We start from the raw sequence: 24693 nt of genomic DNA on the forward strand, positions 1-24693 counted from the left end.
GAGCAGGCGGGTGGCGGTCGGTGTCGTCACAGCGTGATCTCCGGGACGTCGAGACGGCGGCCCTCGGCCGACGACTGCAGGCCCAGCTCGGCGAGCTGCACGCCGCGCGCGGCGGACAGCAGGTCGAAGCGGTGCGGGCGGCCGGCGACGACGTCGCGCAGGAACTCCTCCCACTGCAGCTTGAAGCCGTTGTCGAGGTCGGCGTTGGCGGGCACCTCGAGCCACTGGTCGCGGAAGGGCTCCGTGACGGGCAGGTCCGGGTTCCACACGGGCTTGGGGGTGTGGGCGCGCTGCTGCGCGACGCACTTGCGCAGCCCCGCGACGGCCGAGCCGTGGGTGCCGTCGATCTGGAACTCCACGAGCTCGTCGCGGTACACGCGCACGGCCCAGGAGGAGTTGATCTGCGCCACGACCGGGTCGCCGCCCGGGGTCTCGATCTCGAAGATGCCGTACGCGGCGTCGTCGGCGGTGGCCGCGTACTCCTTGCCCTGCTCGTCCCATCGGGTGGGGATGTGGGTGGTGGTCTGCGCGTTGACGGTCTTGACCGCGCCGAGGATGCCCTCGAGGACGTAGTTCCAGTGGCAGAACATGTCCGTGGTCATGCCGCCGCCGTCCTCCTTGCGGTAGTTCCACGACGGGCGCTGCGCGGCCTGGTGCTCGCCCTCGAACACCCAGTAGCCGAACTCGCCGCGCAGCGACAGGATGCGGCCGAAGAAGCCCTCGTCCACGAGGCGACGGAGCTTCACCAGGCCGGGCAGGTACAGCTTGTCGTGCACGACGCCGGCGGTGACGCCGGTCTCGTCGCGCAGCCGGGCCAGGTCGACGGCCTCGGCCAGCGTCTCCGCGGTCGGCTTCTCGGTGTAGACGTGCTTGCCGGCCTGCATGGCCTTGGTGAGCGTCTTGGCGCGCAGCGACGTCATCGAGGCGTCGAAGACGACGTCGATCGAGGGGTCGGCGATGATCCCGTCGAGGTCGGTGGTGTATTCCGTGACCCCGTGCTGCTCGGCCAGCTCGGCGAGCTTGGACTCGTTGCGGCCCACGAGCACGGGCTCCACCTGCACGCGCGAGCCGTCGGGCAGCTCGACGCCGCCCTGGTCGCGGATCGGCAGGATCGAGCGCACGAGGTGCTGGCGGTAGCCCATGCGGCCGGTGACGCCGTTCATCGCGATGCGCAGGGTGCGCGTGGGAGTGGTGCTCACTCGGGACTCCTTCGTCGGTGCGTCCCGGAGGGGAGACGCGAATTCGGAATGCGCTTTCCCTCAAAGTAGGACGCCGTGGGCGCCGGCGTCAAGAAGGGAGCCGTGCCGCCCGCTCGGGACATGCGGGAATCCGGCTGGTTGACACCTCAGGGTCATCCGTGTTTCCTATAGGAAACACGATTCGCCCCGATCGACGGAGATCCCCTTGCGTACTGCCGACACCTGGCCCATCGCGGCCAACATGCTGTCCTTCGGCTCCACGGCCGCGGACGGCACTCCCAACCTCGAGGCCCCCGCGGCGGCGTGGCGGAGCCAGCTCCAGCAGGTGGCCGACCTCGGCTTCACCGACGTCGACCCCACCGACGCCTGGCTGTCGATCGGGGAGATGAGCGACGTGCGGTTCGACGAGCTGCTCGTCGTCCTCAAGGAGGTCGGGCTCAGCGTGCCGTCCGTGTCGACCACGCGCCGCAGCGTCGTGGACGCCGCCCGCGGGGAGGACTACCTGCGGTTCGGGCACACGATCATCGACCGGGCGCCGGCGCTCGGCGCCGAGGTCGTGAACTTCGGCTTCATGCAGGCGCTCGCGCCCGCCCAGGAGCGGGCGCTGTGGTTCTGGCTCGCCGAGGGGCACCGCGACGACCTCGAGGACACCGAGAACCGTGACCTGGCCGTCCGCCGGATCCGGGAGCTCGCCGACCACGCCGCCCAGGTGGGCGTCCAGGTCAGCCTCGAGATGTACGAGGACACGTACATCGGCACGCCGGACCTCGCGGTGCGCTTCCTGCAGGACGTCGACCGGGACAACGTCGGCCTCAACCCGGACCTCGGCAACCTCGTGCGCCTGCACCGGGAGATCGAGGACATCCCGACGATGTTCGCCAAGGTGCTGCCCCACACGAACTTCTGGCACATCAAGAACTACACGCGCGACGTGGACCTGGCGACGGGCGCGTACGCGACCCACCCGACCCCGCTGGTGCAGGGCGTCGTCAACTACCGCGTGATGATCCGCCAGGCGCTCGAGCACGGTTTCGACGGCGTGTTCGTCTGCGAGCACTACGGGTCCGACAGCCTCGGGGTCGCCGCGCTCAACCGCGACTACATCCGCGGCGTCCTGCGCTCCGCCGGGCGCTGAGCCTCCGCCCCTCCGGTGCGCCCGCGGCGCGCCACCCCGATTCGCACGAGCAAAGGTGCTGGTCCATGACGTACGTCCACAACCGTCCCGAGGACTTCGCCCGCGAGGCCCTGAGCGGCCTCGTCAAGGCCCATCCGGGCACCCTGCGCCGGGTGCCCGGCGGGGTGGCGCGCGCCGAGGGCACCCGCCCCGGCAAGGTCGCCGTCGTCGTCGGCGGCGGCTCCGGCCACTACCCGGCGTTCGCCGGGCTGGTCGGCGAGGGCGTGGCCGACGCCGCCGTCTGCGGCGAGGTCTTCGCCTCCCCGTCCACCCGCCAGGTGCTCGACGTGTGCCGCGCCGCCGACGCGGGCGCCGGCATCTGGCTGTCGTTCGGCAACTACGCCGGTGACGTCCTCAACTTCGGCGCGGCGGCCAGCCGCCTGCGCGCCCAGGGCGTCGACGTGGCCGTACGCCTCGTGACCGACGACGTCGCCTCGGCCCCCGCGGACCGCGCGGCGGAGCGCCGCGGCGTCGCGGGCGACCTGGTGGTCTTCAAGGTCGCGGGCGCTGCCGCGGAGTCGGGCGCCGACCTGGCCGAGGTGGACCGTCTCGCGGGGCTGGCGAACGAGCGCACCCGCTCCTTCGGCGTCGCCTTCGACGGCTGCACGCTGCCCGGCGCGGACTCGCCGCTCTTCAGCCTCCCGGAGGGGACGGCCGGCTGGGGCCTCGGCATCCACGGCGAGCCGGGCATCGGCGAGGAGCAGGTGCCTCCGGCGGCGGACCTCGCCGCCGAGCTCGTGGGGCGCGTGCTCGCGGACCGGCCCGGCGACGCCGACGGGCGCGCCGCCGTCCTGCTCAACGGCCTCGGCACGGTGAAGTACGAGGAGCTCTTCGTGCTGTGGGACCGGGTGCACGACCTCCTGCTCGAGCAGGGCGTCACGCTCGTCGCGCCGCTCGTCGGTGAGTACGTCACCAGCCTCGACATGGCGGGCTGCTCGCTGACCGTCGCGTGGCTCGACGACGAGCTCGAGCCGCTGTGGCTCGCGCCCGCCACCACGCCCGCGTTCCGGCACGGCGGCTGGCGCGCCGCACCGTCGTCGTCCGCGCCCGAGGCGGCCACCGAGCCGGAGCCGCCGCTCGTCCTGGCGACCACCGCCGAGGGGGCCGCCGCCGCTCGCACCGTCGTGCGGGCGCTGCACCGCGCGCAGGAGGTGCTGCACGCCGCGGAGGACGAGCTCGGCCGGCTCGACGCCGTCGCCGGTGACGGCGACCACGGCCGGGGGATGGCGCGCGGGGTCGACGCCGCGGTCGGGGCGGCCGACGAGGCGCTGGCCGCCGGCGCGGACGCCCCGTCCGTGCTGCGCCGCGCGGCCGACCGCTGGGCCGACCGGGCGGGCGGGACCTCGGGCGCCCTGTGGGGCGTCGGGCTGCTCGCGCTGGCCGACGGGCTCGCGGCCGACGTCGCGCTGACCGGCACGCACGTCGCCGACGGCGTCCGCGCCGCTCGCGACGAGGTGTGCGCGGTGGGCGGCGCCCGCGTCGGGGACAAGACGCTCGTCGACGCGCTCGACCCGGCCGTCGAGGCGCTGGCCGCGGCGCACGCGGACGGCGCGACCGCCGCCGACGCGTGGCGCGCCGCCGTGCGGGCCGCCCGCGAGGGCGCCGCCCGCACGCAGGACATCACGGCACGTCGCGGCAGGTCGCGCGTGCTGGGGGACAAGAGCCTCGGGGTCGCCGACCCGGGGGCGACGTCGCTCGCGCTCCTCCTCGCCGAGGTGGGGGCCGCGCTCGGCGTCAGCACGGACGACGTGGAGGTGGCTGCACGATGACCACGACGCAGGAGACGACCGCGCTGCGGGTCGTCGTCGGCTCGGACGACGCCGGGTTCGACTACAAGGAGCTGCTCAAGGCCGACCTCGAGGCCGACGCCCGCGTCGCCTCGGTCACCGACGTCGGCGTGGGCGCCGACGAGCACACGCACTACCCGTACGTGGGTGCCGCCGCGGCGCGGCTCGTCGCCGAGGGCAAGGCCGACCGGGCGCTGCTCGTGTGCGGCACGGGCCTCGGCGTCGCCATCGCCGCGAACAAGGTGCCCGGAGTCCGCGCCGTCACCGCCCACGACTCCTTCTCCGTGGAGCGTGCCGTGCTGTCCAACGACGCCCAGGTGCTGTGCTTCGGCCAGCGCGTGGTCGGTATCGAGCTGGCGCGGCGTCTGCTGCGCGAGTGGCTCGGCTACCGGTTCGACCCGACGTCGGCGTCCGCGTCCAAGGTCGCGGCGATCGGCGAGGTCGAGGCCGACGCGGGCACCGGGGCCGTCCCGGAGCCCGTCGGGTCCTGCGGATGACCCGCAGGCCGCTCGTCGCCGTCTCCCTCAAGGCGTACCTGGGGGCCGCGGACACGGAGCGCTGGCTCACCGAGGTCGCGGAGGTGGCGACGAGCGCGGCCACCACCCCGGCGGGCGACGTCGAGCTCGCCGTCCTGCCGTCGTTCCCCCTGCTGCCCGCGGCCGCGCGGCTGCTGGCCAGGACGTCCGCGAGGTGGGGCGCGCAGGACGTCGCGCCCGGGGCGCAGGGCGCGCAGACCGGCGAGGTCACCGCGGCGCTGCTCGCCGAGCTCGGGTGTCGGCTCGCCGTCGTCGGCCATGCCGAGCGGCGCTCGGCGTTCCATGAGGACGGCGACGTGGTGCGCGCCAAGGTGGCCCGCCTCGTCGAGGCGGGGGTGACGCCCCTGCTCTGCGTGGGCGAGGAGGAACAGACCTCCCCGACGGAGGCCGCCGCGGTCGCCGCGGACCAGCTCGAGGACGCCCTGCGCGGCTCGGGGGCGCCGGACGTCGTCGTCGGCTACGAGCCCGTGTGGGCCATCGGCGCCCCCCGCCCCGCGCCCGCCGCGCACGTCGTGACGGTGGCTCGCGCGCTGCGCGAGCGCCTCGACGCGCTCGGCGTCGAGGGCCGGGTGCTCTACGGCGGGGCCGCCGGCCCGGGCACCCTCACGGCGCTCGCCGGCGCCGTCGACGGGGTGTTCCTCGGGCGGTTCGCCCACGACGTCGCCGCCCTGCGCGACGTGCTCGACGAGGCCGCGGCCGCGCGACCTGCGGATTCGGCCGTCCGGCCGTGACCGCCACAGACTGGACCACGAGAGAGGAAGCAACGATGGTCACCAGCATCAGCAGCGTCGCCGTGATCGGTGCCGGCTACATGGGAGGCGGCATCGCGCAGTCGCTCGCGCTCGCGGGCCTGCCCGTCACGATCGCCGACGTCTCCGCCGAGGCGACCGAGGCCGCCTACGCCCGCCTGCTCGGCGAGGCGCAGGAGTTCGAGGACGAGGGCCTGTACGACGCCGGCGCGACGGAGACGATCCGCGCGAACCTGCGCACGGCACCGTCGATCGAGGAGGCGGTCGCGGACGTCGACTTCGTCGAGGAGGTCGTCTTCGAGTCGGTCGAGGTCAAGCACGACGTGCTGGGCCGCATCTCGGCCGCGGCCCGCGAGGACGCGATCATCGGGTCGAACACGTCGACGATCCCCGCCCGGGTGCTCGCGACGGCGGTGAAGAACCCGGAGCGGTTCCTCACCGTCCACTTCTCGAACCCCGCACCGTTCATCCCGGGCGTCGAGCTCGTGCTCGGCGAGCGCACCGACGAGGCCGTCGTGCCCGCGGTCAAGGAGCTGCTCGCCAAGGCGGGCCGCGAGGCCGCGATCGTCGCCGACGTGCCCGGCTTCGTGCTCAACCGCCTGCAGTACGTGCTGCTCAAGGAGGCGATGTCGATCGCCGAGGAGGGCATCGCGTCCCCCGAGGACATCGACACCGTGGTGCGCACGACATTCGGCTTCCGGCTGGGCTTCTTCGGCCCGTTCGCCATCGCGGACCAGGCCGGCCTGGACGTGTACGCCGGCGGGTTCCGCACCTTCGAGGAGGCCTTCGGCGAGCGGCTGAGCACGCCGGACCTCATCCAGGAGGCCGTGGCGGGCGACCGGCGCGGCGTCAAGAACGGCAAGGGCCTGCTGAAGGACTACACGCCGGAGCAGGTCAAGGCGCTCGTCGCCCACCGCAACAAGGCGTACAGCGAGATGGGTCGCCTCGTGCGCGGTCTCGGGCCGGCCCCGGCCTGACCTGCCCGCGCGGCCCGGCGGAGCCGCCGGGCCGCGCCGCGACCCACCCCGGGCACCGCTCGTCGCCGAGCCGTGCCCGCCACCACCGAGACACAGGAGTCCTCGCTCGTGACACAGGTCATCGAAACCGCCCTCATCAGGAAGGTGACCCTCCGGCTGCTCCCGCTGCTGGTCGCCCTCTACACGGTCGCGTACATCGACCGGTCCGCGGTCGGCTTCGCCCAGCTCAGCATGGGGGCGGACGTCGGCATCGGCGACGCCGCGTTCGGCCTCGGGGCGGGGCTGTTCTTCATCGCGTACTTCCTGTTCGAGGTGCCGAGCAACGTCCTCATGCAGAAGTACGGGCCGCGCATGTGGTTCGTCCGCATCCTCGTGACGTGGGGCATCATCACGATGGCCATGGCGCTCACGCAGGGCCCGGTGAGCTTCTACGTGCTGCGGTTCCTGCTCGGCGTCGCCGAGGCGGGCTTCTACCCCGGCGTGATCTTCTACCTCACCACCTGGTTCCCGCACCGGCACCGGACGAAGGCCACGGGCACCTTCGTCATCTCGGCGCCGCTCGCCTTCATCATCATGTCGCCGCTGGCGGGGTGGCTGCTGGGCGTGTCGGGCTTCGGGCTGTCCGGCTGGCAGTGGCTGTTCGTCGTCGTCGGCGCGGCCGCCGTGCTCATGGCGATCCCCACGTGGAAGCTCCTCCCCGAGGGGCCGCGCCAGGTGAAGTGGCTGTCCAAGGACGAGTCCGACTGGATCGAGCACGAGCTCGCGAAGGACAAGGCCGAGCGCAAGCAGGAGGACGGCAAGAACCCGCTGCGCACGCTGATCGACAAGCGGGTCCTCGTCTTCGCGCTGCTGTTCTTCCCGTCGACGGTCGGCGTCTACGGGCTGTCGTTCTGGCTGCCCCAGGTGGTGGACAGGTTCTCCACCTCGACCCTGCAGACCGGCCTGCTCACCGACGTGCCCTACCTGTTCGCGCTCGTGGGCGTGCTCGTGACCTCGCGCTGGGCGGCCCGCCACTTCAAGGACAACTGGGTGCCGCTGGCGTGCCTGTTCGTGGGCGCGGGGCTCGGCATGGGGGCGAGCGCCACCTTCGGGTCCCCGGCGATGCAGCTCGCGTCGCTCTCGCTCGCCGCGTTCTGCGTCTACTCCATCGCGGGCGTCTTCTGGTCGCTGCCGAGCGGGGTCCTCGCCGGGGCGACGGCGGCGGTCGCCATCGCGGCCATCAACTCGTTCGGCAACCTCGGCGGTTTCATCGGCCCGTACGTCGTCGGCCTCTTCACGCAGGCGACCGGCACCACGGAGGCGGGCATGTACTTCCTCATGGTGGTGCTGTTCCTCGGGGCGCTCGGCACCTTCGCGGCGCGCCGCGCCGTGGGGCGGATCCAGCGGTCGGACGACGCGGTCGCGGCGACGCCGCGCACCGACGGCGCGGACGTCACGCGGGTCTGACTCGGCGGACGACCGTCGTGCCGCGAGCCGGCACCCTCCCCGCTACGCGCCGGGCGAGGGTGCCGGCTCGCCGCGTTCCGCCAGCGACCGGCTCCGCACGCCCTCGATGTGGCGGCGCATGAGCTCCTGGGCCTGCTCGGGGACGCCCGACCGGATGGCGTCGAGCACCGCGCGGTGCTCGGCGACGGCGACGTCCTTGTCCGTGACGCCGGTGCCGGAGAACTGGCGGAACCGCTGCACCAGCCCCCCGAGCGCCGCGAACGCGGCCTGCAGGTAGGTGTTGTCGGCGGCCTCCGCGACCAGGGTGTGGAAGCGCTCGTCGGCCTCCCAGTAGTCGCGGAACTCCTGGTAAGTGGGGCCGTTGGGGGAGGCCTCCAGCTCCGCGACGGCGCGCTCGAGCGCGGCGACGAACTCGCCGTCGCCGCGCGCGCAGGCGTAGAAGGCGTTCACCGGCTCGACGGCGAGGCGGGCGTCCATGAGGTCCGCCAGCTCCTTGGCCGTGGGGGCCGGTGCCACGAAGTAGCCCCGCAGGGCCACGCGGTGCACCATGCCGGTGGCCTCGAGGCGGGCCAGCGCCTCGCGCACGGGGGTGGGGGAGACGTCCAGGTCCCGGGCGAGGGCGTCGATGTTGAGGCTGCTGCCCGCCGCCAGGGTGCCGTCCATGAGCCGCGACAGGAGCTCGTCGAACACGTGGTCGGCGAGCACCCGGCGCCGCACGGGCGTCGTGGTCGGAGCGCTGGTCCTGGGCACGGGGGAATTCTATCGACGTGGTGGGGAAAGCGGTCGGCCTGCCCGTCGTTAGGCTGTCCGCAGGCGCGCCACGGTGCGAGCCGGCATCGGGCGGCGCCGTCGCCCCACGACGTGGAGGTGAGACGTGCCCCGAGCGAGGCTGCAGGACGTCGCCGACCGCGCGGGGGTCTCCCTCGCCACGGCTTCGCGGGTGCTCAACGGGTCGGCGCGCCAGCCCGGGGCCGACCTGGTCGCCCGGGTCAGGGCCGCTGCGGCGGAGCTGGGCTACGTCGTGAACGCGCAGGCGCAAGCCCTGGCGCGCGCCCGGTCGGGGCTCCTCGGCCTGGTCGTGCAGGACATCTCCGACCCGTACTTCTCCTCCATCGCCGCCGGGGCGCAGGACGCGGCGCGGGCGAGCGGACGCCTCGTGCTGCTCGCGTCCACCGGTCGGGACCCCGAGGCGGAGCGGGAGGCGGTCGCCGCCTTCGCCGCGCACCGGGTCGAGGCGGTCGTCGTCGCCGGCACGCGCTGGACACCCGACGAGGACGCCGCCCTCGCGGCCGAGCTCGACGCGTTCGTCGCCGCCGGCGGCCGGTCCGTCATCGTCGGCCAGCCCGTAGGCGACGGCGGGGTGGTGCGCCCGCCCAACGCCACGGGGGCCCGCGCTCTCGCGGAGGCCTTGCTGGCACAGGGGCAGCGGCGGTTCGTCGTGCTCGGGGGGCCGGCGCGCGTCGTGACGTCGCGCGAGCGGACCGACGCGTTCACGGCCGCCGCCGGGGCCGCAGGCGCCGAGGTCGCGGAGGTGCTGGTCACCGAGTTCTCCCGCGACGGCGGCTACGCGGCCGGCGACGACGTCGCCGCGCTGGTGCGCGCCGACACGGCCGGCGAGCCGCTGACGGTCTTCGCCGTCACCGACGTCATGGCGATCGGGCTCATCGCCCGCCTGCGCGAGCTGGGCGTCGAGGTGCCGCGCGACGTGCGGGTCGCCGGGTTCGACGACGTCCCCACCCTGCGCGACCATGTGCCGGCGCTGTCCACCGTGCGCATCCCGCTCGAGGAGATGGGCAGCCTCGCCGTGCAGGCCGCCGTCGGCGAGACCGCGCCCGGCGCCGTCACCGAGATCGACTTCGAGGTACAGCTGCGCGACTCCACGCGCTGACGGTCCGACGTCCGCGGCTCAGGCGCGCGCGAGCATCATCCCCAGCCCGCGGTGTGCCCGCTCGACCGTGGCCGAGTACGCCGACAGCATCCGCACGTGGCTGAACCGCGGCCTCGCCGCGACCAGCGCGCCGGTGAGGGCGTCCCGCCGCGCCGCGGCCTCGCGCCACGCCGCGGCGATCTCGGCCGGGTCGAAGCCGGTCACGAGACCGATCCCGTCCACGATCCGCGCGCTGTCGCCCACCGGCGTCGTGACCGGCACCGCCCCGCACATCGCGCCCTCGATGAGGCACAGGGGCGCGGCCTCGCCGAACGTCGACGTGAGCGCGACGACGTCCGAGGCCGCGAGCACCGCCTCCATGTCGTGCCGCACGCCGAGCAGGTGCACGCGGTCGAGCAGGTCGGGCCGGTCGCCGAACGCGGTGCGGAGGTCGGCCGCGAGGTCCGGGTTGGTCGGGGTCATGCCGGAGCCGCACATCACGACGTGCGCGTCGGCGTCGTCCGCGAGCAGCTCGCGCGCCGCGGCGACGAAGAGCCGGGGGTTCTTCATCGGGTCGTAGCGCGCCGCGTACGTCACGACCGTCCCGTCGGCGGGCAGCCGGTGCGCCCCGCGGACCGCCAGGCGGCGGGCGGGGCGCGCGGGACGGAAGCGGGTGAGGTCGACGCCGTTCGGGACGACCCGCAGCAGGTGGGCGGGCACGCCGGCGGCCTCGTAGGCGGCGCGCGTGGACTCGGCGCAGCAGACGACGGCGGCGAGCCGGCCGTCGTCCGCGGCGCGCAGCAGATGTCCGAGCCCCGACCCCTGGTGCTCCGGGTCGGAACGGTGCAGGCAGGCGACCACCGGGCGGTCGGGCAGCAGGTCCGGACGGGAGAGCAGCCGCATCGGCTGCTCCTTGAGCGACAGGACCACGTCGGTGCGCCGCAGCTCCCGGGCCAGGTGCTCGGCCTCGGCGTCGGTGAGGACCTCCGGGTCGTGGGGCACCTCGGACGAGCGGCCGAGCGACGTCACCCGCACGCCCGCGGCCACCAGCTGCCGGAACCGGCGGTCGTCGACCATGCGTTGCAGGGCGGCGTCGCGCCGCACCTCGTCGTGGACGCTCAGCACCGCGTGCTGCTGACGGCCCTGGGCGTGCAGCCCCGCCACGACCGACGAGTGCAGCACGCGGGCACCGCCGCTGAAGAAGCCCTCGTAGAGGGACAGGACTCGGACTGCTCCGTGCCGGACGTTCCGTTCGATCCTGCGCTCGGCCATGGGGACCACCTCCTGCTCCCAGAGTGAGCGGCGATGGTGTGAGGCGGATGACCGGCGTGTGACATTCTCATGACGCGTCGTGGCCCTGTGATGGGCAGGCCTTGGGCATCTGCGGTGCGGTCGTCGTCGCGTCGGGGTCACGTGCCATCGTGGGCCCATGGTCACGGGTCCGCGGTCGCCGACGTCGGTCGCGCTGCTGCGGGGGATCAACGTGGGGGGCAACCACCCGATCGCGATGTCCGACCTCGCCGCGTGCTTCCGCGACGGGGGTCACGGCGCGGTGCGCACCGCCCTGCAGAGCGGGAACGTGCTGCTGGCCGCCGACCCGGCGAGCGGGCCGGAGCTCGAGGACGCGATCGAGCGGATGCTCGCCGCCCGCTTCGGGTTCGCCGTCCCGACGCTCGTCCGCTCGCGGGACGAGCTCGCGGCCACCGTCGCCGCCGCGCCGCCGGACCACGGCTCCGGCGCGCTGCGCAGCGAGGTCCTCTTCCTCAAGCACCCGCTCACCGCGACGGAGGTGCTCGACCGGATGCCGGCGCTGCGCGACGGCGTCGACGCCGTCGCACCCGGGCCGGGGGCCGTCTACTTCTCCCGTGTCGCGGCGCAGGCGCGCAGGACCCGGATCACCCGGCTGATGGCCCTGCCCGTGTTCCGGCAGATGACCGTGCGGACCTGGCGGACGACGACCTGCCTCCTCGCGCTGCTCGACGAGCCGCTGCCCCCGTAGCCAGGGCGGCCCGCCTCAGTCGAGGCAGAACTCGTTGCCCTCGACGTCCTGCATGGTGATGCAGGACTCCTCCTCGCCGTCGGCGTACTGCGTGTACAGGTAGACGGCGCCCAGCGGCTCGAGGCGCTCCTGCTCGGCCCGCAGCGCGGCGAGCCGCTCGTCGCCGACCAGCCCGGTGCCGACGCGGACGTCGAGGTGCACGCGGTTCTTGACGACCTTGCCCTCGGGCACGCGCTGGAAGTACAGCCGCGGGCCCTCGCCGGTGGGGTCGACAGCGACGCTCGTCACGCCCTCCGGCATGACGTAGCCCAGCACCTCGCACCAGAAGCGGGCGACCCGCTCCGGTTCCGCGCAGTCGAAGGTCACCTGGAGGGTCCGCACCGTTGCCATGCGCCCACCGTAGGGGCCGGCCCCGTCGGGCACGACGGGATATCGGGCCGGCTCAGGCGAGCGGATCAGGGGGTGAGGAGTGCGCGGATGTCCCGCTCGGCCTGCGCCGGAGTGGCGGTGCGGCAGCCGAGGTCGGTCCACCGGCGCACCAGCGCCGGCTCGGCCCGCAGCAGCCCCCAGCCCCGGCGCACCAGCGTCGGCAGCGGCTTGCGCGACTCGGCGACGTCGCGCAGGAAGCGGAACCAGAAGGTCACCAGGCGCGGCTGCGTGAGGCAGATCGCGTCCGCGAGGATGCCGTCCGCCCGGCACGCGGCGACCAGCTCCGCCGCGAAGATGCCCTCCGCGACCACCAGTGGGGCGTCGCCGGCCTCCAGCACCGTGCCGCCCGTGCGGCGCGAGGTGGGGATGTCGTACACCGGCACGTCCGCGCGGCCCGTGCGCACCACCGCGCGCAGGGCATCCAGGGCGGCGGCGGAGTCCCAGCTGCGCGGGTCGTCCCAGTCGACGATGCCGTAGCGCATCGGCATCCCCGGGAAGTCGACGTCGTGGTAGAAGTCGTCGAGGTTCACCACCGGGAGGCCGAGGCGTCGCGTGAGCGCCGTCTTGCCCGATCCCGACGGGCCCGTGAGCAGCACGATCCGCCGGGCGGGACGACGGGCGCCGGGCGGCACCTCGAAGAGGGCGTCGGACTCGTTCGCCGGGTCGTCCACCGGCGGCGCGCTGTCGGTCACGGGCACCCATTGTGCGGCCTTCGACGCGCACTGACGACAGGCCGGCGCCGCGGCCTGAGCCATGACCGCCCGGCGACCGTCGCCCAGGTCTTGCGAAAACGTTATCGACATCGTTACCTTGCAGCACGTCGGACCAGTTCGACGGTCTCGCCCGAGCCCGTCGATGACCCGACCGGAGAGGAACAACGATGTCCCATTCCCCCCAGATGAAACGTGCCGCTGCCGTCGCGGCGGCGGCCGCCACCGTCCTCGCTCTGACCGTCCCCGCGGCCCAGGCCGCACGGCCGGAACCGACGCTGCGATCCGAGAGCCCGCGCGACCTCGAGATCGGCAGCGCCGTGTGGGGCCAGAACGAGCTGCTCGGCTACGACCGCAAGCACCCGAACGAGTTCCAGAAGATCCTCGGTGACGAGTTCGGCTCGCTCACCCCGGAGAACGACATGAAGTGGGCCGAGATCCATCCCGAGCCCGACGTCTACGACTTCTCGGGTGCGGACGCCGTCATGGCCTTCGCCCGTGCCAACGGCCAGGAGGTCCGCGGGCACACCCTGCTCTGGCACAGCCAGAACCCTGCGTGGGTGACCGAGGCTGCCGGTACCTGGACCTGCGACGAGGCGCGTGACGTCCTCGAGGACCACGTGCGCACCGTCGTCGGCCGCTATGCCGGCGAGGTCTACGAGTGGGACGTGATCAACGAGGTCGTCCAGGACGACTGGGACGCGGGCGGCGTGCGCCTGCGCACGGAGGCCAACCCGTTCCTCAAGGCCTGCGCGGACGACCCGGTCGGCCTGCTCGGCGACGTCTTCCGGTGGGCGCACGAGGCGGACCCCGACGCGCTGCTCTTCATGAACGACTACAACGCGGAGGGCATCAACGCCAAGACGGACGCCTACTACGCGCTGGCGAAGCAGCTCCTCGCCGACGGCGCGCCGCTGCAGGGGTTCGGCGCCCAGAGCCACCTGAGCCTCCAGTACGGCTTCGACGACTCGATGCAGGCGAACTTCGAGCGGTTCGCGGACCTCGGGCTGAAGGTCGCCGTCACCGAGGCCGACGTCCGGATGCCGCTCGGTGACGACGGCGAGCCGACCGCCGAGCAGGTCGCGCTCCAGGCCGACCGGTACGGCCGGCTGCTGGACGCGTGCCTCGCCGTCTCCGCCTGCACGAGCTTCACGGTCTGGGGCTTCGACGACGAGCGGTCGTGGGTCCCGGGCGTCTTCCCCGAGGGCTACGCCACGATCATGACCGGGGACTTCGAGAAGAAGCCGGCCTACGACGTGCTGCTCGCGGGCCTCCGCGACGCCACCCCGGGCAGGTCGCCGCGCACGCCGCCGGGGCTGAACCGGTAGGCGCGCGCCGCAGGCGCCGCCGGCACGCGGACCGCAGGGTCCACGAGCCGGCGGCGCTGCGCGCGGGGACCAGGCCCGTGGACGCTACGGCGTGGCGCCGACGAGCAGGACGTGCAGGGTCCGCGGGCCGTGCACGCCCTCCACGCGGTCGAGCTCGATGTCCGACGTCGCGCTGGGGCCGGAGATCCAGGTCTGAGGGCGCTCCGGGTGCGCGCCGAGCAGGCGCACCGCCTCCGGCACCGTCTGCACGGCCTGCTCGGCCCGCACGACGCACAGGTGCACGTCCGGCACGAGCGAGATCGCGCGCCGGCCCTGGTCGGGCTCGCCGTCGAGCACGATCGTGCCGGTCTCCGAGATCGCGACCCGGGCGGCGGTGACGACGGCGGCCACGGCGTCGAGGTCGGTCGCGGCGGTCGGGTCCTCTCGCGAGTCCCGCACGACGTCGACCTCTGCCGGCAGGGTCGCCAGCCACGCGTCGTCCAGCCCGGCGGGCACCACGACCCGCACCGACCTGTCAGAGCCAGGTCGGGCCATACCCCCGTCTGGCTCTGACAGGTCGGCGACGAGGGTCGCGATCGTGGCGGGCAAAGCGTCGGCGGCGACCTGGTGCACGTGCGCCTTGTAGTCCACCAGACGGTCGACGAGCTGCTCCAGCACCTCGGGCGACCCGACGGCGTGCTCGCCGGCGGCGCGGTACTCGCGCGGCACGGGCTCCGGGTGCGGCGGTGCGCCGACCCTGCCGGACGGCGTCGTGCCGGAGCCGGTCTGGCCCAGCGCCGCGCGCACGCGTGCCAGGACCTCGGTGCGTGCCTCGCTCATCGGTCGTCCTCCTCGGACGTCGGGCCGTCGGTCTCGACGGTCTCCACCGGCGACGTCTCGTGCTCCGCCGCCCACCACTGCCGGAACGTCTGCCGCGGCGGCGCGGGCAGGTCGCGGGACCGGGTCCAGGCGCTCGCGGGCGGCGGCGCTACCGAGATGGCGTGGTCCCGCCCGCCCAGCCCGCTGCCCAGCGTCGCCGCGCGGCCGGCGAGGGCGAAGCGGTCGCCGTCGGCCATGACCCACGACGCGGCCTTCATGGCCGTCTTCCACGGGTCGACGCCGTGCTTCGAGCGGTCGGCGTCGACCTCCCGCGCCCGCAGGTCGACGAGGATCGACGGGATGTCGATCTTCACGGGGCAGACCTCGTAGCAGGCGCCGCACAGCGTGGAGGCGTACGGCAGGGACGCGTTGGGGTCGTGGTGCCCGGAGACGCCGCCGGTCGACGCGGTGAGCTGCGGCGTGAGGATCGCGCCGATCGGCCCGGGGTAGACCGAGCCGTAGGCGTGGCCGCCCACCCGCTCGTAGACGGGGCACACGTTGAGGCACGCTGAGCAGCGGATGCAGTGCAGCGCGGCCCGCCCGACCTCGTCGGCGAGGACGTCGGTGCGGCCGTTGTCGAGCAGCACCAGGTGGAACTCCTGCGGGCCGTCGCCCGGCGTCACGCCCGTCCACAGGGAGGTGTACGGGTTCATCCGCTCACCGGTGGAGGACCGGGGGAGCAGCTGCAGGAAGACCTCGAGGTCGTCGAACGTGGGCACCAGCTTCTCGATCCCCATCACCGTCACGAGCGTCTCGGGCAGCGTGAGGCACATGCGCCCGTTGCCCTCCGACTCGACGACCGCGAGGGTCCCGGTGTCCGCGACGGCGAAGTTCGCGCCGCTCACCGCGACCTTGGCCGAGAGGAACTTGCGGCGCAGGTGCGCGCGGGCCGCCATCGCGAGCTCGCGCGGCACGTCCGACAGGTCGGGCGGGGCGTCGCCCATGCGGGCGAGGAAGATGTCGCGGATCTCCGAGCGGTTGCGGTGGATCGCGGGGACGAGGATGTGCGACGGCATGTCGTCGGCGAGCTGCACGATGAGCTCGGCAAGGTCGGTCTCGATGGCGGCGATGCCCTCGTCGGCCAGCGCCTCGTTGAGCCCGATCTCCTGGGTGGCCATCGACTTGACCTTGACCACCTCGTCGGCGCCCTTGGCCTTCGCGATGTCGGCGACGATCCGGTTGGCCTCCGCCGCGTCGCGGGCCCAGTGCACGACGCCGCCGCGGGCGGTGACCTGCTCCTCGAGCTGCTGCAGGAGGTCCGGGAGCTGGGCCATCACCTGCTGCTTGACGGCCGAGCCGGCGTCGCGCAGCGCCTCCCAGTCGGGCACCTCCCCGACGACGGCGGCCCGTTTGGTGCGGATGACCTGCGTGGCATGACCGAGGTTGCGGCGCAGCTGGTCGTTCTTCAGGGTCTGCTTCGCGGCGGCGGGGAAGGCGTCGCCCCAGCGCAGCGGCTCCTGGGGGTGCGGGACGGCGCCGAACGGCTCGTCGACGGCGCCCGCGTCGTCGGGCCGGCGCAGCGTGCGCGGCAGGCCGAGGAACGTGCGGCTCATCGGGTGGCCTCCGTCCGCTCGGACCGTTCCGGTCGGCTGAACGTCGTCGCCGGCATGGGCGTCGGATCCGTGCGGGTCGAGGCGAGCACCTCCGCGAGGTGCAGGGCGTGGATCCCCGTGCCCTGCCGGGACAGCCCGCCGCCGATGTGCATGAGGCACGACATGTCGCCGGCGGTGAGCACCTCCGCGCCCGTGCCGCGGACGTTCGCCGTCTTGTCCTCGAGCATCGCGGCCGACGTGTCGGCGTTCTTCAGGGCGAACGTGCCGCCGAAGCCGCAGCACGAGTCCGCGGCCGGCAGCTCGACGAGGTCGATGGCCTCGACGGCGCGCAGCAGTCGCAGCGGCTTGTCGCCCACGTGCAGCATGCGCAGCGAGTGGCAGGTCGGGTGGTAGGTGACGCGGTGCGGGAACCAGGCGCCGACGTCGGTCAGTCCGAGGACGTCGACCAGCAGCTCGGACAGCTCGTACGTCTTGGCGGACACCGCCTCCGCCGTGGCGGCGAGGTCGTCGAGCCCGGCACGGCGGCAGACCATCGCCTGCTGGTGGCGGACCGACCCGGTGCACGACCCCGACGGCATGACGACGGCGTCCCACTCGCCGTCGGCCACGGGCGCGAACGTCTCCACGTGGTTGCGGATCACGGGGACCGCCTCGCGGTAGTAACCGGTGTTGACGTGCATCTGCCCGCAGCACGCCTGGTCGGTGGGGAAGACCACCTCGTGGCCGAGCCGTTCCAGCAGCCGCACGGTGGCACGCGGGGCGCCGGGGAACAGCGTGTCGGCGAGGCAGGTGGCGGCGAGGGCGATGCGCATACGACTCCTCGTACTCGTTCGGTGCCGATGTGACCGCTGCGGTGCGGAGGTGGTCGGTCACCGGTCGGTCGTTCCAGCATGACCCGGGCGGGTCGTCGGCGCCACGGCGGTGGGCGCCGAGCGGCCACTGTAGCGGATGTGGTCTGACCACTGTGCCGCGGGGTGGTTACGCTGACCCCGTGCGCACCCACGAACGAGTCCTCGCCTATCTCGAGGAGGGCATCGCCGCCGGCCGCTGGGGCCTCGGCGAGCGGCTGCCCGGCGAGCGGGCTCTCGCGGAGGACCTGGGCGTCTCCCGTCCCTCGGTCCGCGAGGCGATCCGCGTCCTCGACGCGCTCGGCATCGTGCGCCCCGGCGTCGGCTCGGGGCCGAACGCGGGCGCCGTCGTCATCGACCGTCCCGCCGCGGGCCTGGGCGCCGCGGTCCGGCTCCACGTCGCCACCGGCACGCTCCCCGTGCGGGACGTCGTCGCCACGCGCGTGCTCCTCGAGTCGTGGGCCGTGGCCCAGGCGGCCGGACGGGTGGTCGACCGCGCGCCCGGCACGGCCGCGCACCTCGAGGAGGCGCGCCGGCTCCTCGCGCGGATGGAGGACGACGACGTCGCGGCAGCTGCGTTCCTCGAGCTCGACCAGGCGTTCCACCTGGAGTTCGTGCGGATGGCCGGCAACGTGCTCGTCGAGGCCGTGATGACCGGCCTGCGCGGCGCCATCGGGGGCTACGTCGCGGTGGGGATCGAGCGCCTGCCGTCGTGGCCGCGCACCGCCGACCGGCTGCGGACCGAGCATCGTGCCGTGCTGGACGCCGTCGCGGCCGGGGACGCCGCGGCCGCCTCCGCCGCGGTGAAGGCGCACATCGAGGGCTTCTCCCGGGAGGCCGGCGTCTGACCCTGCGGGGCCTGCGGGTGCGGGGCCCGTGGACGGCGGGCACCGGGGTGTCCCGGGCGGGTACTAGCGTCCTGCCCGGCGGTCGGCGCGGGCCACCGCCCGTCGGACGGAGGTGGGCATGGAGCGGGAGGCTGCGGCACGGCTGGCGCGCCGGCTCATGGCCGAGCACGGCCTGGCCGGCTGGACGTTCCGGTTCGACCGGGCGCGGCGGCGCGCCGGCCTGTGCCGGTACGACCGTCGTGAGATCAGCCTGTCGGGGCCGCTGACGGAGCTGTACGACGAGGCGGACGTGCGCGAGGTGGTGCTGCACGAGATCGCGCATGCGCTGGCCGGCGCCCGGCACGGGCACGACTCCGTGTGGCGTGCGACGGCGCGGTCGATCGGCTCGACCGGCCGGCGTGTGGTGCGCGACGGGAGCCCCGAGGTGGAGGGCGACTGGGTCGGCCGGTGCCCGGCCGGGCACCGGGTGACGCGCTTCCGCCGCCCCCAGCGCCCGCAGGCGTGCGCCCGTTGCTCGCCCCTCTTCGACCGGCGGCACGTGCTGTCGTGGACGTACCGCGGCCAGCCGGTCCCGGACCTCGGAGCGGCGGCGAGCACCGGCCGGGGTCCGGGGGCGGCCGCGGCGTCGCCCGGGTCGAGGGCTCGGACGGCGGCGGCCGGGCCGCGGGTCGACCCGGCGAGCGTGCGAGTGGGGGAGACGCTGCGCGTGGTGGCCCCGGGGAGGTACGACGGGGTGGTCGGTGCGCTGGTCAAGCGCGGCCGGACGCGGTTCCACCTGCGGGTGGGCCGGGCCGTGCTCACCGTGCCGTTCGGGCTCGTCGAGCGCCCCCGACCGGACGACCGTCCCCGCCCCGGTGAACGCGGGTGAGATCAGGGCGGCTGCGGTGGGATGATCGCTCCCATGAGTGAGACCACCGCACCCGCCCTCACGCTGCCGGCGGGCGCCGCCGGGTCCCGCATCGTCGGCCTCGGGCACCACCAGCCCGAGCGGGTCATGACCAACGACGACATCGCGCAGCTCGTCGAGACCAACGACGAGTGGATCCGCTCGCGGACCGGCATCGTCACCCGGCACGTCGCGGCCGACGACGTCACCGTCGCGGACATGGCGACCGCCGCCGCCCGGCATGCGCTCGACGACGCGGGAGTCGCCGGCACCGACGTCGACCTCGTGGTCGTCGCGACCACGACGGCCGTCGACCGCTCGCCCAACACCGCCGGCCGCGTGGCGTACGCGCTGCGCACCGGCGTGCAGCCGGGCGCCAGCACGCCCGAGGGCGAGGACGAGCCGGACCTGCGCAACGTCGTCGGGCCCGCCGTCATCGACCTCAACACCGCCTGCTCCGGCTTCGCGTACGCCGTCGGAGTCGCCGACCAGGCCATCCGCGCCGGCTCGGCGCGCACCGCCGTGGTCGTCGGGGCGGAGAAGCTCACGTCCGTCACCGACTGGTCCGACCGCAGCACGTGCATCCTCACCGCGGACGGCGCCGGCGCGGTCGTGCTGCAGGCTGCGGACGCCCCCGCCGTCGGGCCCGTCGTGTGGGGCTCCGAGCCCGAGCTGACGCCCGCCGTCGTGATCGAGGAGCCGGCGGGCACGTTCGTCCAGGACGGCCGCGCCGTGTTCAAGTGGGCGATCACCCGCGCCGCCGACCGTGCCCGCCGGATCGTGGAGGCCTCGGGCCTCACGCTCGACGACATCGGCGTGCTGGCCGCGCACCAGGCCAACCTGCGCATCATCGAGCCGCTCGCCAAGTCGCTGGGCCTCGAGGACCGCATCGTCCTCGCCGACATCACGGAGTCCGGCAACACGTCGGCCGCGTCCATCCCGATGGGCCTGTCCAAGTGGTGGCACGCGGGCAAGATCCCCGCGAGCACCCCGGCGCTGCTCTTCGGCTTCGGCGGCGGCTTCACCTGGGCCGGCCAGGTCGTCATCACCCCGTCGAGGTAGTCCGAACCGCGCCGAGGTAGTCCGAACCCTGCCGAGGTAGTTCGAACCGCGCCGAGGTAGTCCGAACCCTGCCGAGGTAGTTCGAACCGCGCCGAGGTAGTGGTCCAGTCCACTACCTCGGCGAGATCGGAACTACCTCGGCGAGAGGGGAACTACCTCGTGAGGGTGGGGCCGAGGGCGGCACTCGGGTAGGCTGTCGGAAACCGCTTACCCGACGTCGCCGTCGTGGCGACACCCTAGGAGATCGACGATGCCCTCCGTCCCCGCCGCCCCGACCGGTCCCGACCGTCGCCGCTACGCCGTCGCGGGCACCGGACACCGCGCCGCCATGTACGTGAACGCCCTGATCGGGGACCACGCCGACGACGGCGAGATCGTCGCGTGGGTGGAGCCCAACCCGGTGCGCGCGGCCGTGCACGAGGCCAAGGTCGCCGCCGCCGTGGGTGGCGAGCGCCCCGTCTACCACCCCGACCACCTCGAGAAGGCGCTCGACGAGCAGCGGGTCGACCGCCTCGTCGTGACGTCCGTGGACAACACTCACGCGGACCTCGTGTCCCGCGCCCTGCGCGCGGGCGTCGACGTCGTCGTCGAGAAGCCCGTCGCCGCCACCGAGGCCGAGGCGCGGCAGATCGCCGACGCCGTCACCGAGACCGGTCGCGACCTCACGATGACGTTCAACTACCGCTACTCCCCGCGGAACTCCGCGCTGCGCGAGGTCATCGCGTCCGGCGAGATCGGGCAGGTGCTGAGCGTCCACTTCGACTGGGCCCTCGACACCGTGCACGGTGCCGACTACTTCCGCCGCTGGCACCGCGAGAAGGTCAACAACGGCGGCCTGCTGGTGCACAAGTCCAGCCACCACTTCGACCTCGTCAACTGGTGGATCGACGCCGTCCCTCAGCGTGTCTTCGCCAGCGGCGGGCGCCGGTTCTACGGCGACGACGCCGCGCACGCGGTGGGCTACGAGCCGACGGCGGGGGAGCAGGCCCTGAACGAGCAGGGCGTGGACCCGTGGCGGATCGACGTCGACGCCGACCCGCACCTCGCCGAGCTGTACGGGCCCGAGGCGCAGGCCGTGGACGGCTACCGGCGCGACCGCAGCGTGTTCGACCCGGGCATCACCACTGAGGACACCCTCGGGCTCGTCGTCGAGTACGCGGGGGGCCCGGTGCTCACCTACTCGCTCACCGCCAGCGCGCCGTGGGAGGGGTACCGCGTGGTCGTCAACGGCTCGCGCGGCCGCGCCGAGCTCGAGGTGGTCGAGCGCGGGTCCGTCGTCTTCGGCGCCGACGGCAGGGCGACCGTCGACCCGAGCTTCACCGCGACCTTCGGCGAGGACACCGTGCGCCCCGAGGGCGAGCGGCTCGTGGTGCAGAAGCACTGGGAGCGTGCGGAGGAGCGGCCGATCGTCGCCGTCGGGCCCGGCGGTCACGGCGGGGGCGACGCCCTGCTCCTCGCGGACGTCTTCCGCGGCCGCACCGAGGCCGACCCGCTGGGCCGCGCCGCCGGGTTCCGCGACGGCCTGCGCGCGTCCGGCATCGGCTACGCCGGCAACCGGTCGCTCGCCACGGGCGACCCCGTGCGCCTCGATGACCTGGGCCTCGGCATCGACCTCTGACCCCCACGCCGAGGTAGTTCCTGGCCCTCGGGACAGGAACTACCTCGGCGGTGCTCGAACTACCTCGGCGGTGCTCGAACTACCTCGGCGTGGTGGAGCGGAGCACGCCCGCCCCGGCGCCGGCGTCGACGACGGCGGGCACGGCCCGGGCGGGCAGCAGCCGGTAGCGGTAGTGGTCGGACGGCGTCCACCGGGCGTCGTCGGCGAGGGGAGCGGCGGCCGTGGAGTTGAACGCGCCCACGACGTCGACGGGACGACCGTTCACCAGGGTGCCGGCCTCGCGGAGCATGGTGCCGCCGTAGGCGCCGACCGCCCGCGCGGGGTCGACGCCCGGCGCGAGCCGCAGCGCGTTGTTCTCCAAGACGAGGCTCGACTCCTTGCCGGCGCCCCAGAAGTACTGGAACTCCTCCGCCGTCGACTGCGCGTAGGAGTTGTCGTAGACGTGCACGTCCCCGAAGCGGACGCGCGGCGCGCGCTGGCCGATGTCCTGGAAATGGTTGTGGTGGATCGTCACCCGGTGCTGGCCCCGGTCCTGCAGCCGCGAGTCGGACGAGCCGATGATCATCGTCTTGTCGTGCGTCTCGAAGCGGTTCCAGGACACGGTCACCAGGTCGCCGCCGTGGGTCACGTCGAGCAGGCCGTCGTGGATCTCGAACGGGCGGCCGAACACCTGCGGCAGCGACGACGCCGGGTGGTCGCCGTCGTCGAAGGTGTTGTGGTCCACCCACACGCCGGTGGACGTCCAGACCGACAGGTTGTCGTACGCCGAGTTCCAGCTGCCGAGCTCCCCGTCGGTGGGGTCCCACTGCGGGAAGCAGTCGCGGCCGTCCGAGAGGGTCAGGTTGCGCACGATGACGTTGTGCGAGTCGCGGACCCGGAGGTTGGCGCCCACGACCCGGGCGTCGCCCACGCCGACGATCGTGACGTTCGAGCCGACGTGCACCTGCGTCTGCGCCGCCTGCACCCGGGCGGCGGCGACGCGCGCGTCCTCCAGCGGCCCGCCGGGCTCGTCGGTGCCCCAGACGGCCGGGTCGTACGCCGCGACGTAGTCGTCCATGGTGAACGGGCCGGCGCCGGCCACCGGGACCTGGTCGGCGAAGTCCTGGCAGTCCAGCGCCGCGCCGTCCGCACCCGTGAACGCATCGATCGTGCCGCGCACGTAGACGACGCGCGGCACCTCGAGCCCGCGGCCGTCGTCCAGGTCGGCGCCCGCACGGCCGCCCAGGGCGTCGCGCAGCTCGGCCCACGTGTCGACGACGTACACCTCGGAGGCCGATGCCGCGGCGCCGCCGGTGACCGGTTCGGCCTCCCGCGGGACGCCCTCGGGGGCGGTGGTCGTGGCGACGGACGCCCACCCGTCGGCACCGGGCGTGACGACCTGGCGGCCGAGGTCGGTGCGCGGGTGAGGGCCGGGCCCACCGGCGCCGCCGTGCGCGGCGGCCGTCGCGGCCCCGGACGTGAGGAGCAGGACGGCGGCGGCCAGCCCGGCGACCGCCCGTGAGCGGTGGCGGCCGCGCGGGCGCGCCAGGGCAGGGGAGAGGGGGTGCATGGTGCGAAACTCCTTCGTTCCGGCGGCGGCACCCGGCCGACGACGGTGTCGGCCCGGGGAAGGGTGAGGCAGCTCAGGCGGTCCAGGGCGCCCCGAGCTCGGCGAACGTGCGCTGCGTGCGCGCGACCTCGGCGCACCAGTGCTCGACGTCGCGCACCACGGGGTGGCGCTCGTCGCCGTCGCCCTGCCACTCGACGTGCTCGGGCGCGATCGGGGCCGGGTCGGCGCTGGTGCGCACCGCCTCGAGCACGCGCATGAACGCGCCGGTGTCGCGGACGTCGCACAGCAGGGGCCGGCGGTCGTCGGCGCGCGCGGCGAGCAGGTCCTCCAGCAGGGAGCTGCGCCCGTAGGTCTTGTCCATCTGCACGGCGTCGGTACGCAGCAGCAGACGGTCGTGCTCGTACTCGAGGACGAGCTCGCCGCGGGTGCCGCGCACCACCACGCGCGCGGGCGAGCGCTCGGGCGCGCACAGCGAGAGCCCGAAGCCGTAGCGCCGACCGCCGGCGTCCTTGACACGCACGGACGACGTGTCGTCGGCCTCGATCGGGTTGGCGCGGTACAGGTCGGTGTCCACCCAGGCGACGTCCTGCGCGGTGGTGGCGCCACCGAGCCGCAGCGTGGTCGCGACCGCGTGCGCCAGCGGGTTGGTCACGACGCCGTCGACGACGTCCCGGCCGTCGAGCCGGCGCCGGCCCGCCCATGCGGCGCGCTTCCAGTAGGACGCCGTGCGCACCCAGGTGCCGACGGCGCCGAGTCCCTGCACCTCGCCGATCTCGCCGCGGGCCAGGAGGTCGGCCGCCGCGGGCAGCGCGTGCGAGCCGAACGTCTGGAAGCCCACCTGGCAGCGACGGCCCGTGCGCTCGGCCACCGCGACGAGCTCCGCGTGCTCCGCGAGCGAGGCCGTCGTCGGCTTCTCCAGCAGCACGTCGATACCGGCCTCCATCGCGGCGCGCGCCAGCGGAAGGTGCGTCGGGATGGGGGTGCTCAGCACCACGACGTCCACGTGCGTCGACGGCGTGGACAGCAGGTCGCCGAGTGTCGGGAACCAGGGCGCCCCGGCATCGTGCGCGTCGTGACCCGGGCCCGGCTCGCGCGGGTCGACGACGGCGGCGAGCCGCGCTCGCCCGGCGCGCTGCAGCTCGAGCACGCGGCGCACGTGGGAGGCGCCGTGGCCGTGCAGGCCCACCACCGCGATCTGCGGGGCGAGGCCGTCGGGGGTCGAGTGCGTCATCGTCGTCCTGTCGGTGTCGTCCCGGCGCGCCGGGGTCTG

Annotated in this window: 23 protein-coding genes; 13 read left to right on the forward strand and 10 right to left on the reverse strand. The window is 74.2% G+C overall.

Translation table 11 applies throughout. The features are described 5' to 3' along the window. Positions 1-26 precede the first annotated feature (26 nt). On the reverse strand, positions 27-1163 hold the full coding sequence (locus B5Y66_RS04840) for a Gfo/Idh/MocA family protein (RefSeq protein ID WP_079573189.1): 1137 nt from the start codon (positions 1161-1163) through the stop codon (positions 27-29). A gap of 241 nt (positions 1164-1404) precedes the next feature. Between B5Y66_RS04840 and B5Y66_RS04845 the strand changes: the two genes are divergently transcribed. The 6 genes from B5Y66_RS04845 (at position 1405) to B5Y66_RS04870 (ending at position 7868) form a co-directional block, all read left to right on the forward strand. After that, a complete protein-coding gene (locus B5Y66_RS04845; protein ID WP_079571963.1) occupies positions 1405-2334 on the forward strand; it encodes a sugar phosphate isomerase/epimerase family protein in 930 nt (309 codons plus the stop codon). Between the two features lie 65 nt (positions 2335-2399). Next, complete coding sequence (locus B5Y66_RS04850) at positions 2400-4142, forward strand: dihydroxyacetone kinase family protein (protein WP_079571966.1); 1743 nt, start codon at positions 2400-2402, stop codon at positions 4140-4142. Next, positions 4139-4657, forward strand: coding sequence for a ribose-5-phosphate isomerase (locus B5Y66_RS04855; protein ID WP_079571968.1), 519 nt, complete (start codon positions 4139-4141; stop codon positions 4655-4657). Before B5Y66_RS04850 ends, B5Y66_RS04855 begins: the two co-directional genes overlap by 4 nt. After that, positions 4654-5427, forward strand: a complete 774-nt coding sequence (locus tag B5Y66_RS04860) for a triose-phosphate isomerase family protein (protein WP_079571971.1) — start codon at positions 4654-4656, stop codon at positions 5425-5427. The genes B5Y66_RS04855 and B5Y66_RS04860 overlap by 4 nt, the downstream gene beginning before the upstream one ends. Positions 5428-5462: 35 nt before the next feature. Continuing rightward, a complete protein-coding gene (locus tag B5Y66_RS04865; protein ID WP_079571973.1) occupies positions 5463-6422 on the forward strand; it encodes a 3-hydroxyacyl-CoA dehydrogenase family protein in 960 nt (319 codons plus the stop codon). A gap of 144 nt (positions 6423-6566) precedes the next feature. Then, positions 6567-7868, forward strand: coding sequence for an MFS transporter (locus B5Y66_RS04870; protein WP_217700732.1), 1302 nt, complete (start codon positions 6567-6569; stop codon positions 7866-7868). A gap of 42 nt (positions 7869-7910) precedes the next feature. On the opposite strand, the gene B5Y66_RS04875 is transcribed toward B5Y66_RS04870, so the two are convergent. Continuing rightward, positions 7911-8618, reverse strand: coding sequence for a GntR family transcriptional regulator (locus B5Y66_RS04875; RefSeq protein WP_245806944.1), 708 nt, complete (start codon positions 8616-8618; stop codon positions 7911-7913). 124 nt (positions 8619-8742) lie between these two features. On the opposite strand from B5Y66_RS04875, the gene B5Y66_RS04880 reads away from it, so the two are divergent. Beyond that, positions 8743-9756 (forward strand): LacI family DNA-binding transcriptional regulator, encoded by a 1014-nt coding sequence (locus B5Y66_RS04880; protein ID WP_079571976.1) that lies wholly within the window; start codon positions 8743-8745, stop codon positions 9754-9756. An 18-nt stretch (positions 9757-9774) separates the two neighbouring features. Here the strand turns inward: B5Y66_RS04880 and B5Y66_RS04885 are convergent, their stop codons facing one another. Next, on the reverse strand, positions 9775-11007 hold the full coding sequence (locus B5Y66_RS04885; protein WP_079571978.1) for a glycosyltransferase: 1233 nt from the start codon (positions 11005-11007) through the stop codon (positions 9775-9777). Positions 11008-11164: 157 nt separating this feature from the next. Between B5Y66_RS04885 and B5Y66_RS04890 the strand changes: the two genes are divergently transcribed. Continuing rightward, the gene (locus tag B5Y66_RS04890; RefSeq protein WP_079571981.1) at positions 11165-11734 is read left to right on the forward strand and encodes a DUF1697 domain-containing protein; all 570 of its coding nucleotides are present in this window, start codon (positions 11165-11167) and stop codon (positions 11732-11734) included. A 15-nt stretch (positions 11735-11749) separates the two neighbouring features. On the opposite strand, the gene B5Y66_RS04895 is transcribed toward B5Y66_RS04890, so the two are convergent. Further along, positions 11750-12124, reverse strand: a complete 375-nt coding sequence (locus tag B5Y66_RS04895; RefSeq protein ID WP_079571984.1) for a VOC family protein — start codon at positions 12122-12124, stop codon at positions 11750-11752. A gap of 65 nt (positions 12125-12189) precedes the next feature. Continuing rightward, positions 12190-12855 carry a uridine kinase family protein gene (locus B5Y66_RS04900; protein WP_079573195.1) on the reverse strand — a complete coding sequence of 222 codons (666 nt, stop codon included), beginning with the start codon at positions 12853-12855 and terminating at the stop codon, positions 12190-12192. Between the two features lie 188 nt (positions 12856-13043). Between B5Y66_RS04900 and B5Y66_RS04905 the strand changes: the two genes are divergently transcribed. Beyond that, positions 13044-14201, forward strand: a complete 1158-nt coding sequence (locus tag B5Y66_RS04905; RefSeq protein ID WP_079571990.1) for an endo-1,4-beta-xylanase — start codon at positions 13044-13046, stop codon at positions 14199-14201. Positions 14202-14285: 84 nt separating this feature from the next. On the opposite strand, the gene B5Y66_RS04910 is transcribed toward B5Y66_RS04905, so the two are convergent. Genes B5Y66_RS04910 through B5Y66_RS04920 form a run of 3 tightly spaced genes read right to left on the reverse strand, consistent with a single transcriptional unit; the run spans position 14286 to position 17424 of the window. Next, positions 14286-15020 carry a LutC/YkgG family protein gene (locus B5Y66_RS04910; RefSeq protein WP_079571994.1) on the reverse strand — a complete coding sequence of 245 codons (735 nt, stop codon included), beginning with the start codon at positions 15018-15020 and terminating at the stop codon, positions 14286-14288. Next, positions 15017-16612 (reverse strand): LutB/LldF family L-lactate oxidation iron-sulfur protein, encoded by a 1596-nt coding sequence (locus tag B5Y66_RS04915; RefSeq protein ID WP_139820744.1) that lies wholly within the window; start codon positions 16610-16612, stop codon positions 15017-15019. Before B5Y66_RS04915 ends, B5Y66_RS04910 begins: the two co-directional genes overlap by 4 nt. Then, on the reverse strand, positions 16609-17424 hold the full coding sequence (locus B5Y66_RS04920) for a (Fe-S)-binding protein (protein WP_079571997.1): 816 nt from the start codon (positions 17422-17424) through the stop codon (positions 16609-16611). Before B5Y66_RS04920 ends, B5Y66_RS04915 begins: the two co-directional genes overlap by 4 nt. A 179-nt stretch (positions 17425-17603) precedes the next feature. On the opposite strand from B5Y66_RS04920, the gene B5Y66_RS04925 reads away from it, so the two are divergent. The 4 genes from B5Y66_RS04925 to B5Y66_RS04940 all read left to right on the forward strand — a co-directional run bounded on the left by B5Y66_RS04925 (position 17604) and on the right by B5Y66_RS04940 (position 21874). After that, entirely contained in the window at positions 17604-18308 is a 705-nt protein-coding gene (locus B5Y66_RS04925; RefSeq protein ID WP_079572000.1) for a FadR/GntR family transcriptional regulator, read from the forward strand. Between the two features lie 118 nt (positions 18309-18426). Further along, the gene (locus B5Y66_RS04930; RefSeq protein WP_079572003.1) at positions 18427-19176 is read left to right on the forward strand and encodes a SprT-like domain-containing protein; all 750 of its coding nucleotides are present in this window, start codon (positions 18427-18429) and stop codon (positions 19174-19176) included. 33 nt (positions 19177-19209) lie between these two features. Beyond that, positions 19210-20256: a beta-ketoacyl-ACP synthase III gene (locus tag B5Y66_RS04935; protein WP_245806945.1), complete on the forward strand. Its 1047-nt coding sequence runs from the start codon at positions 19210-19212 to the stop codon at positions 20254-20256. A gap of 250 nt (positions 20257-20506) precedes the next feature. Next, complete coding sequence (locus B5Y66_RS04940) at positions 20507-21874, forward strand: Gfo/Idh/MocA family protein (RefSeq protein ID WP_079572008.1); 1368 nt, start codon at positions 20507-20509, stop codon at positions 21872-21874. 79 nt (positions 21875-21953) lie between these two features. Here the strand turns inward: B5Y66_RS04940 and B5Y66_RS04945 are convergent, their stop codons facing one another. Both B5Y66_RS04945 and B5Y66_RS04950 read right to left on the reverse strand, forming a co-directional pair. Continuing rightward, positions 21954-23423 carry a pectate lyase family protein gene (locus B5Y66_RS04945; protein WP_079572011.1) on the reverse strand — a complete coding sequence of 490 codons (1470 nt, stop codon included), beginning with the start codon at positions 23421-23423 and terminating at the stop codon, positions 21954-21956. A gap of 73 nt (positions 23424-23496) precedes the next feature. Further along, positions 23497-24654, reverse strand: coding sequence for a Gfo/Idh/MocA family protein (locus B5Y66_RS04950; protein WP_079572014.1), 1158 nt, complete (start codon positions 24652-24654; stop codon positions 23497-23499). Positions 24655-24693: the final 39 nt, after the last annotated feature.

Source organism: Krasilnikoviella flava (assembly GCF_900167525.1).
Taxonomy (GTDB): Bacteria; Actinomycetota; Actinomycetes; order Actinomycetales; family Cellulomonadaceae; genus Isoptericola; species Isoptericola flavus.

Bases quoted from the DNA above. Each gene is read 5' to 3' on its own strand.
- B5Y66_RS04840 (WP_079573189.1), bottom strand. From the start codon at position 1,163: ATGAACGGCGTCACCGGCCGCATGGGCTACCGCCAGCACCTCGTGCGC.
- B5Y66_RS04850 (WP_079571966.1), top strand. From the start codon at position 2,400: ATGACGTACGTCCACAACCGTCCCGAGGACTTCGCCCGCGAGGCCCTG.
- B5Y66_RS04855 (WP_079571968.1), top strand. From the start codon at position 4,139: ATGACCACGACGCAGGAGACGACCGCGCTGCGGGTCGTCGTCGGCTCG.
- B5Y66_RS04860 (WP_079571971.1), top strand. From the start codon at position 4,654: ATGACCCGCAGGCCGCTCGTCGCCGTCTCCCTCAAGGCGTACCTGGGG.
- B5Y66_RS04865 (WP_079571973.1), top strand. From the start codon at position 5,463: ATGGTCACCAGCATCAGCAGCGTCGCCGTGATCGGTGCCGGCTACATG.
- B5Y66_RS04885 (WP_079571978.1), bottom strand. From the start codon at position 11,007: ATGGCCGAGCGCAGGATCGAACGGAACGTCCGGCACGGAGCAGTCCGA.
- B5Y66_RS04890 (WP_079571981.1), top strand. From the start codon at position 11,165: ATGGTCACGGGTCCGCGGTCGCCGACGTCGGTCGCGCTGCTGCGGGGG.
- B5Y66_RS04895 (WP_079571984.1), bottom strand. From the start codon at position 12,124: ATGGCAACGGTGCGGACCCTCCAGGTGACCTTCGACTGCGCGGAACCG.
- B5Y66_RS04905 (WP_079571990.1), top strand. From the start codon at position 13,044: ATGTCCCATTCCCCCCAGATGAAACGTGCCGCTGCCGTCGCGGCGGCG.
- B5Y66_RS04910 (WP_079571994.1), bottom strand. From the start codon at position 15,020: ATGAGCGAGGCACGCACCGAGGTCCTGGCACGCGTGCGCGCGGCGCTG.
- B5Y66_RS04915 (WP_139820744.1), bottom strand. From the start codon at position 16,612: ATGAGCCGCACGTTCCTCGGCCTGCCGCGCACGCTGCGCCGGCCCGAC.
- B5Y66_RS04920 (WP_079571997.1), bottom strand. From the start codon at position 17,424: ATGCGCATCGCCCTCGCCGCCACCTGCCTCGCCGACACGCTGTTCCCC.
- B5Y66_RS04930 (WP_079572003.1), top strand. From the start codon at position 18,427: ATGGAGCGGGAGGCTGCGGCACGGCTGGCGCGCCGGCTCATGGCCGAG.
- B5Y66_RS04935 (WP_245806945.1), top strand. From the start codon at position 19,210: ATGAGTGAGACCACCGCACCCGCCCTCACGCTGCCGGCGGGCGCCGCC.
- B5Y66_RS04940 (WP_079572008.1), top strand. From the start codon at position 20,507: ATGCCCTCCGTCCCCGCCGCCCCGACCGGTCCCGACCGTCGCCGCTAC.
- B5Y66_RS04945 (WP_079572011.1), bottom strand. From the start codon at position 23,423: ATGCACCCCCTCTCCCCTGCCCTGGCGCGCCCGCGCGGCCGCCACCGC.
- B5Y66_RS04950 (WP_079572014.1), bottom strand. From the start codon at position 24,654: ATGACGCACTCGACCCCCGACGGCCTCGCCCCGCAGATCGCGGTGGTG.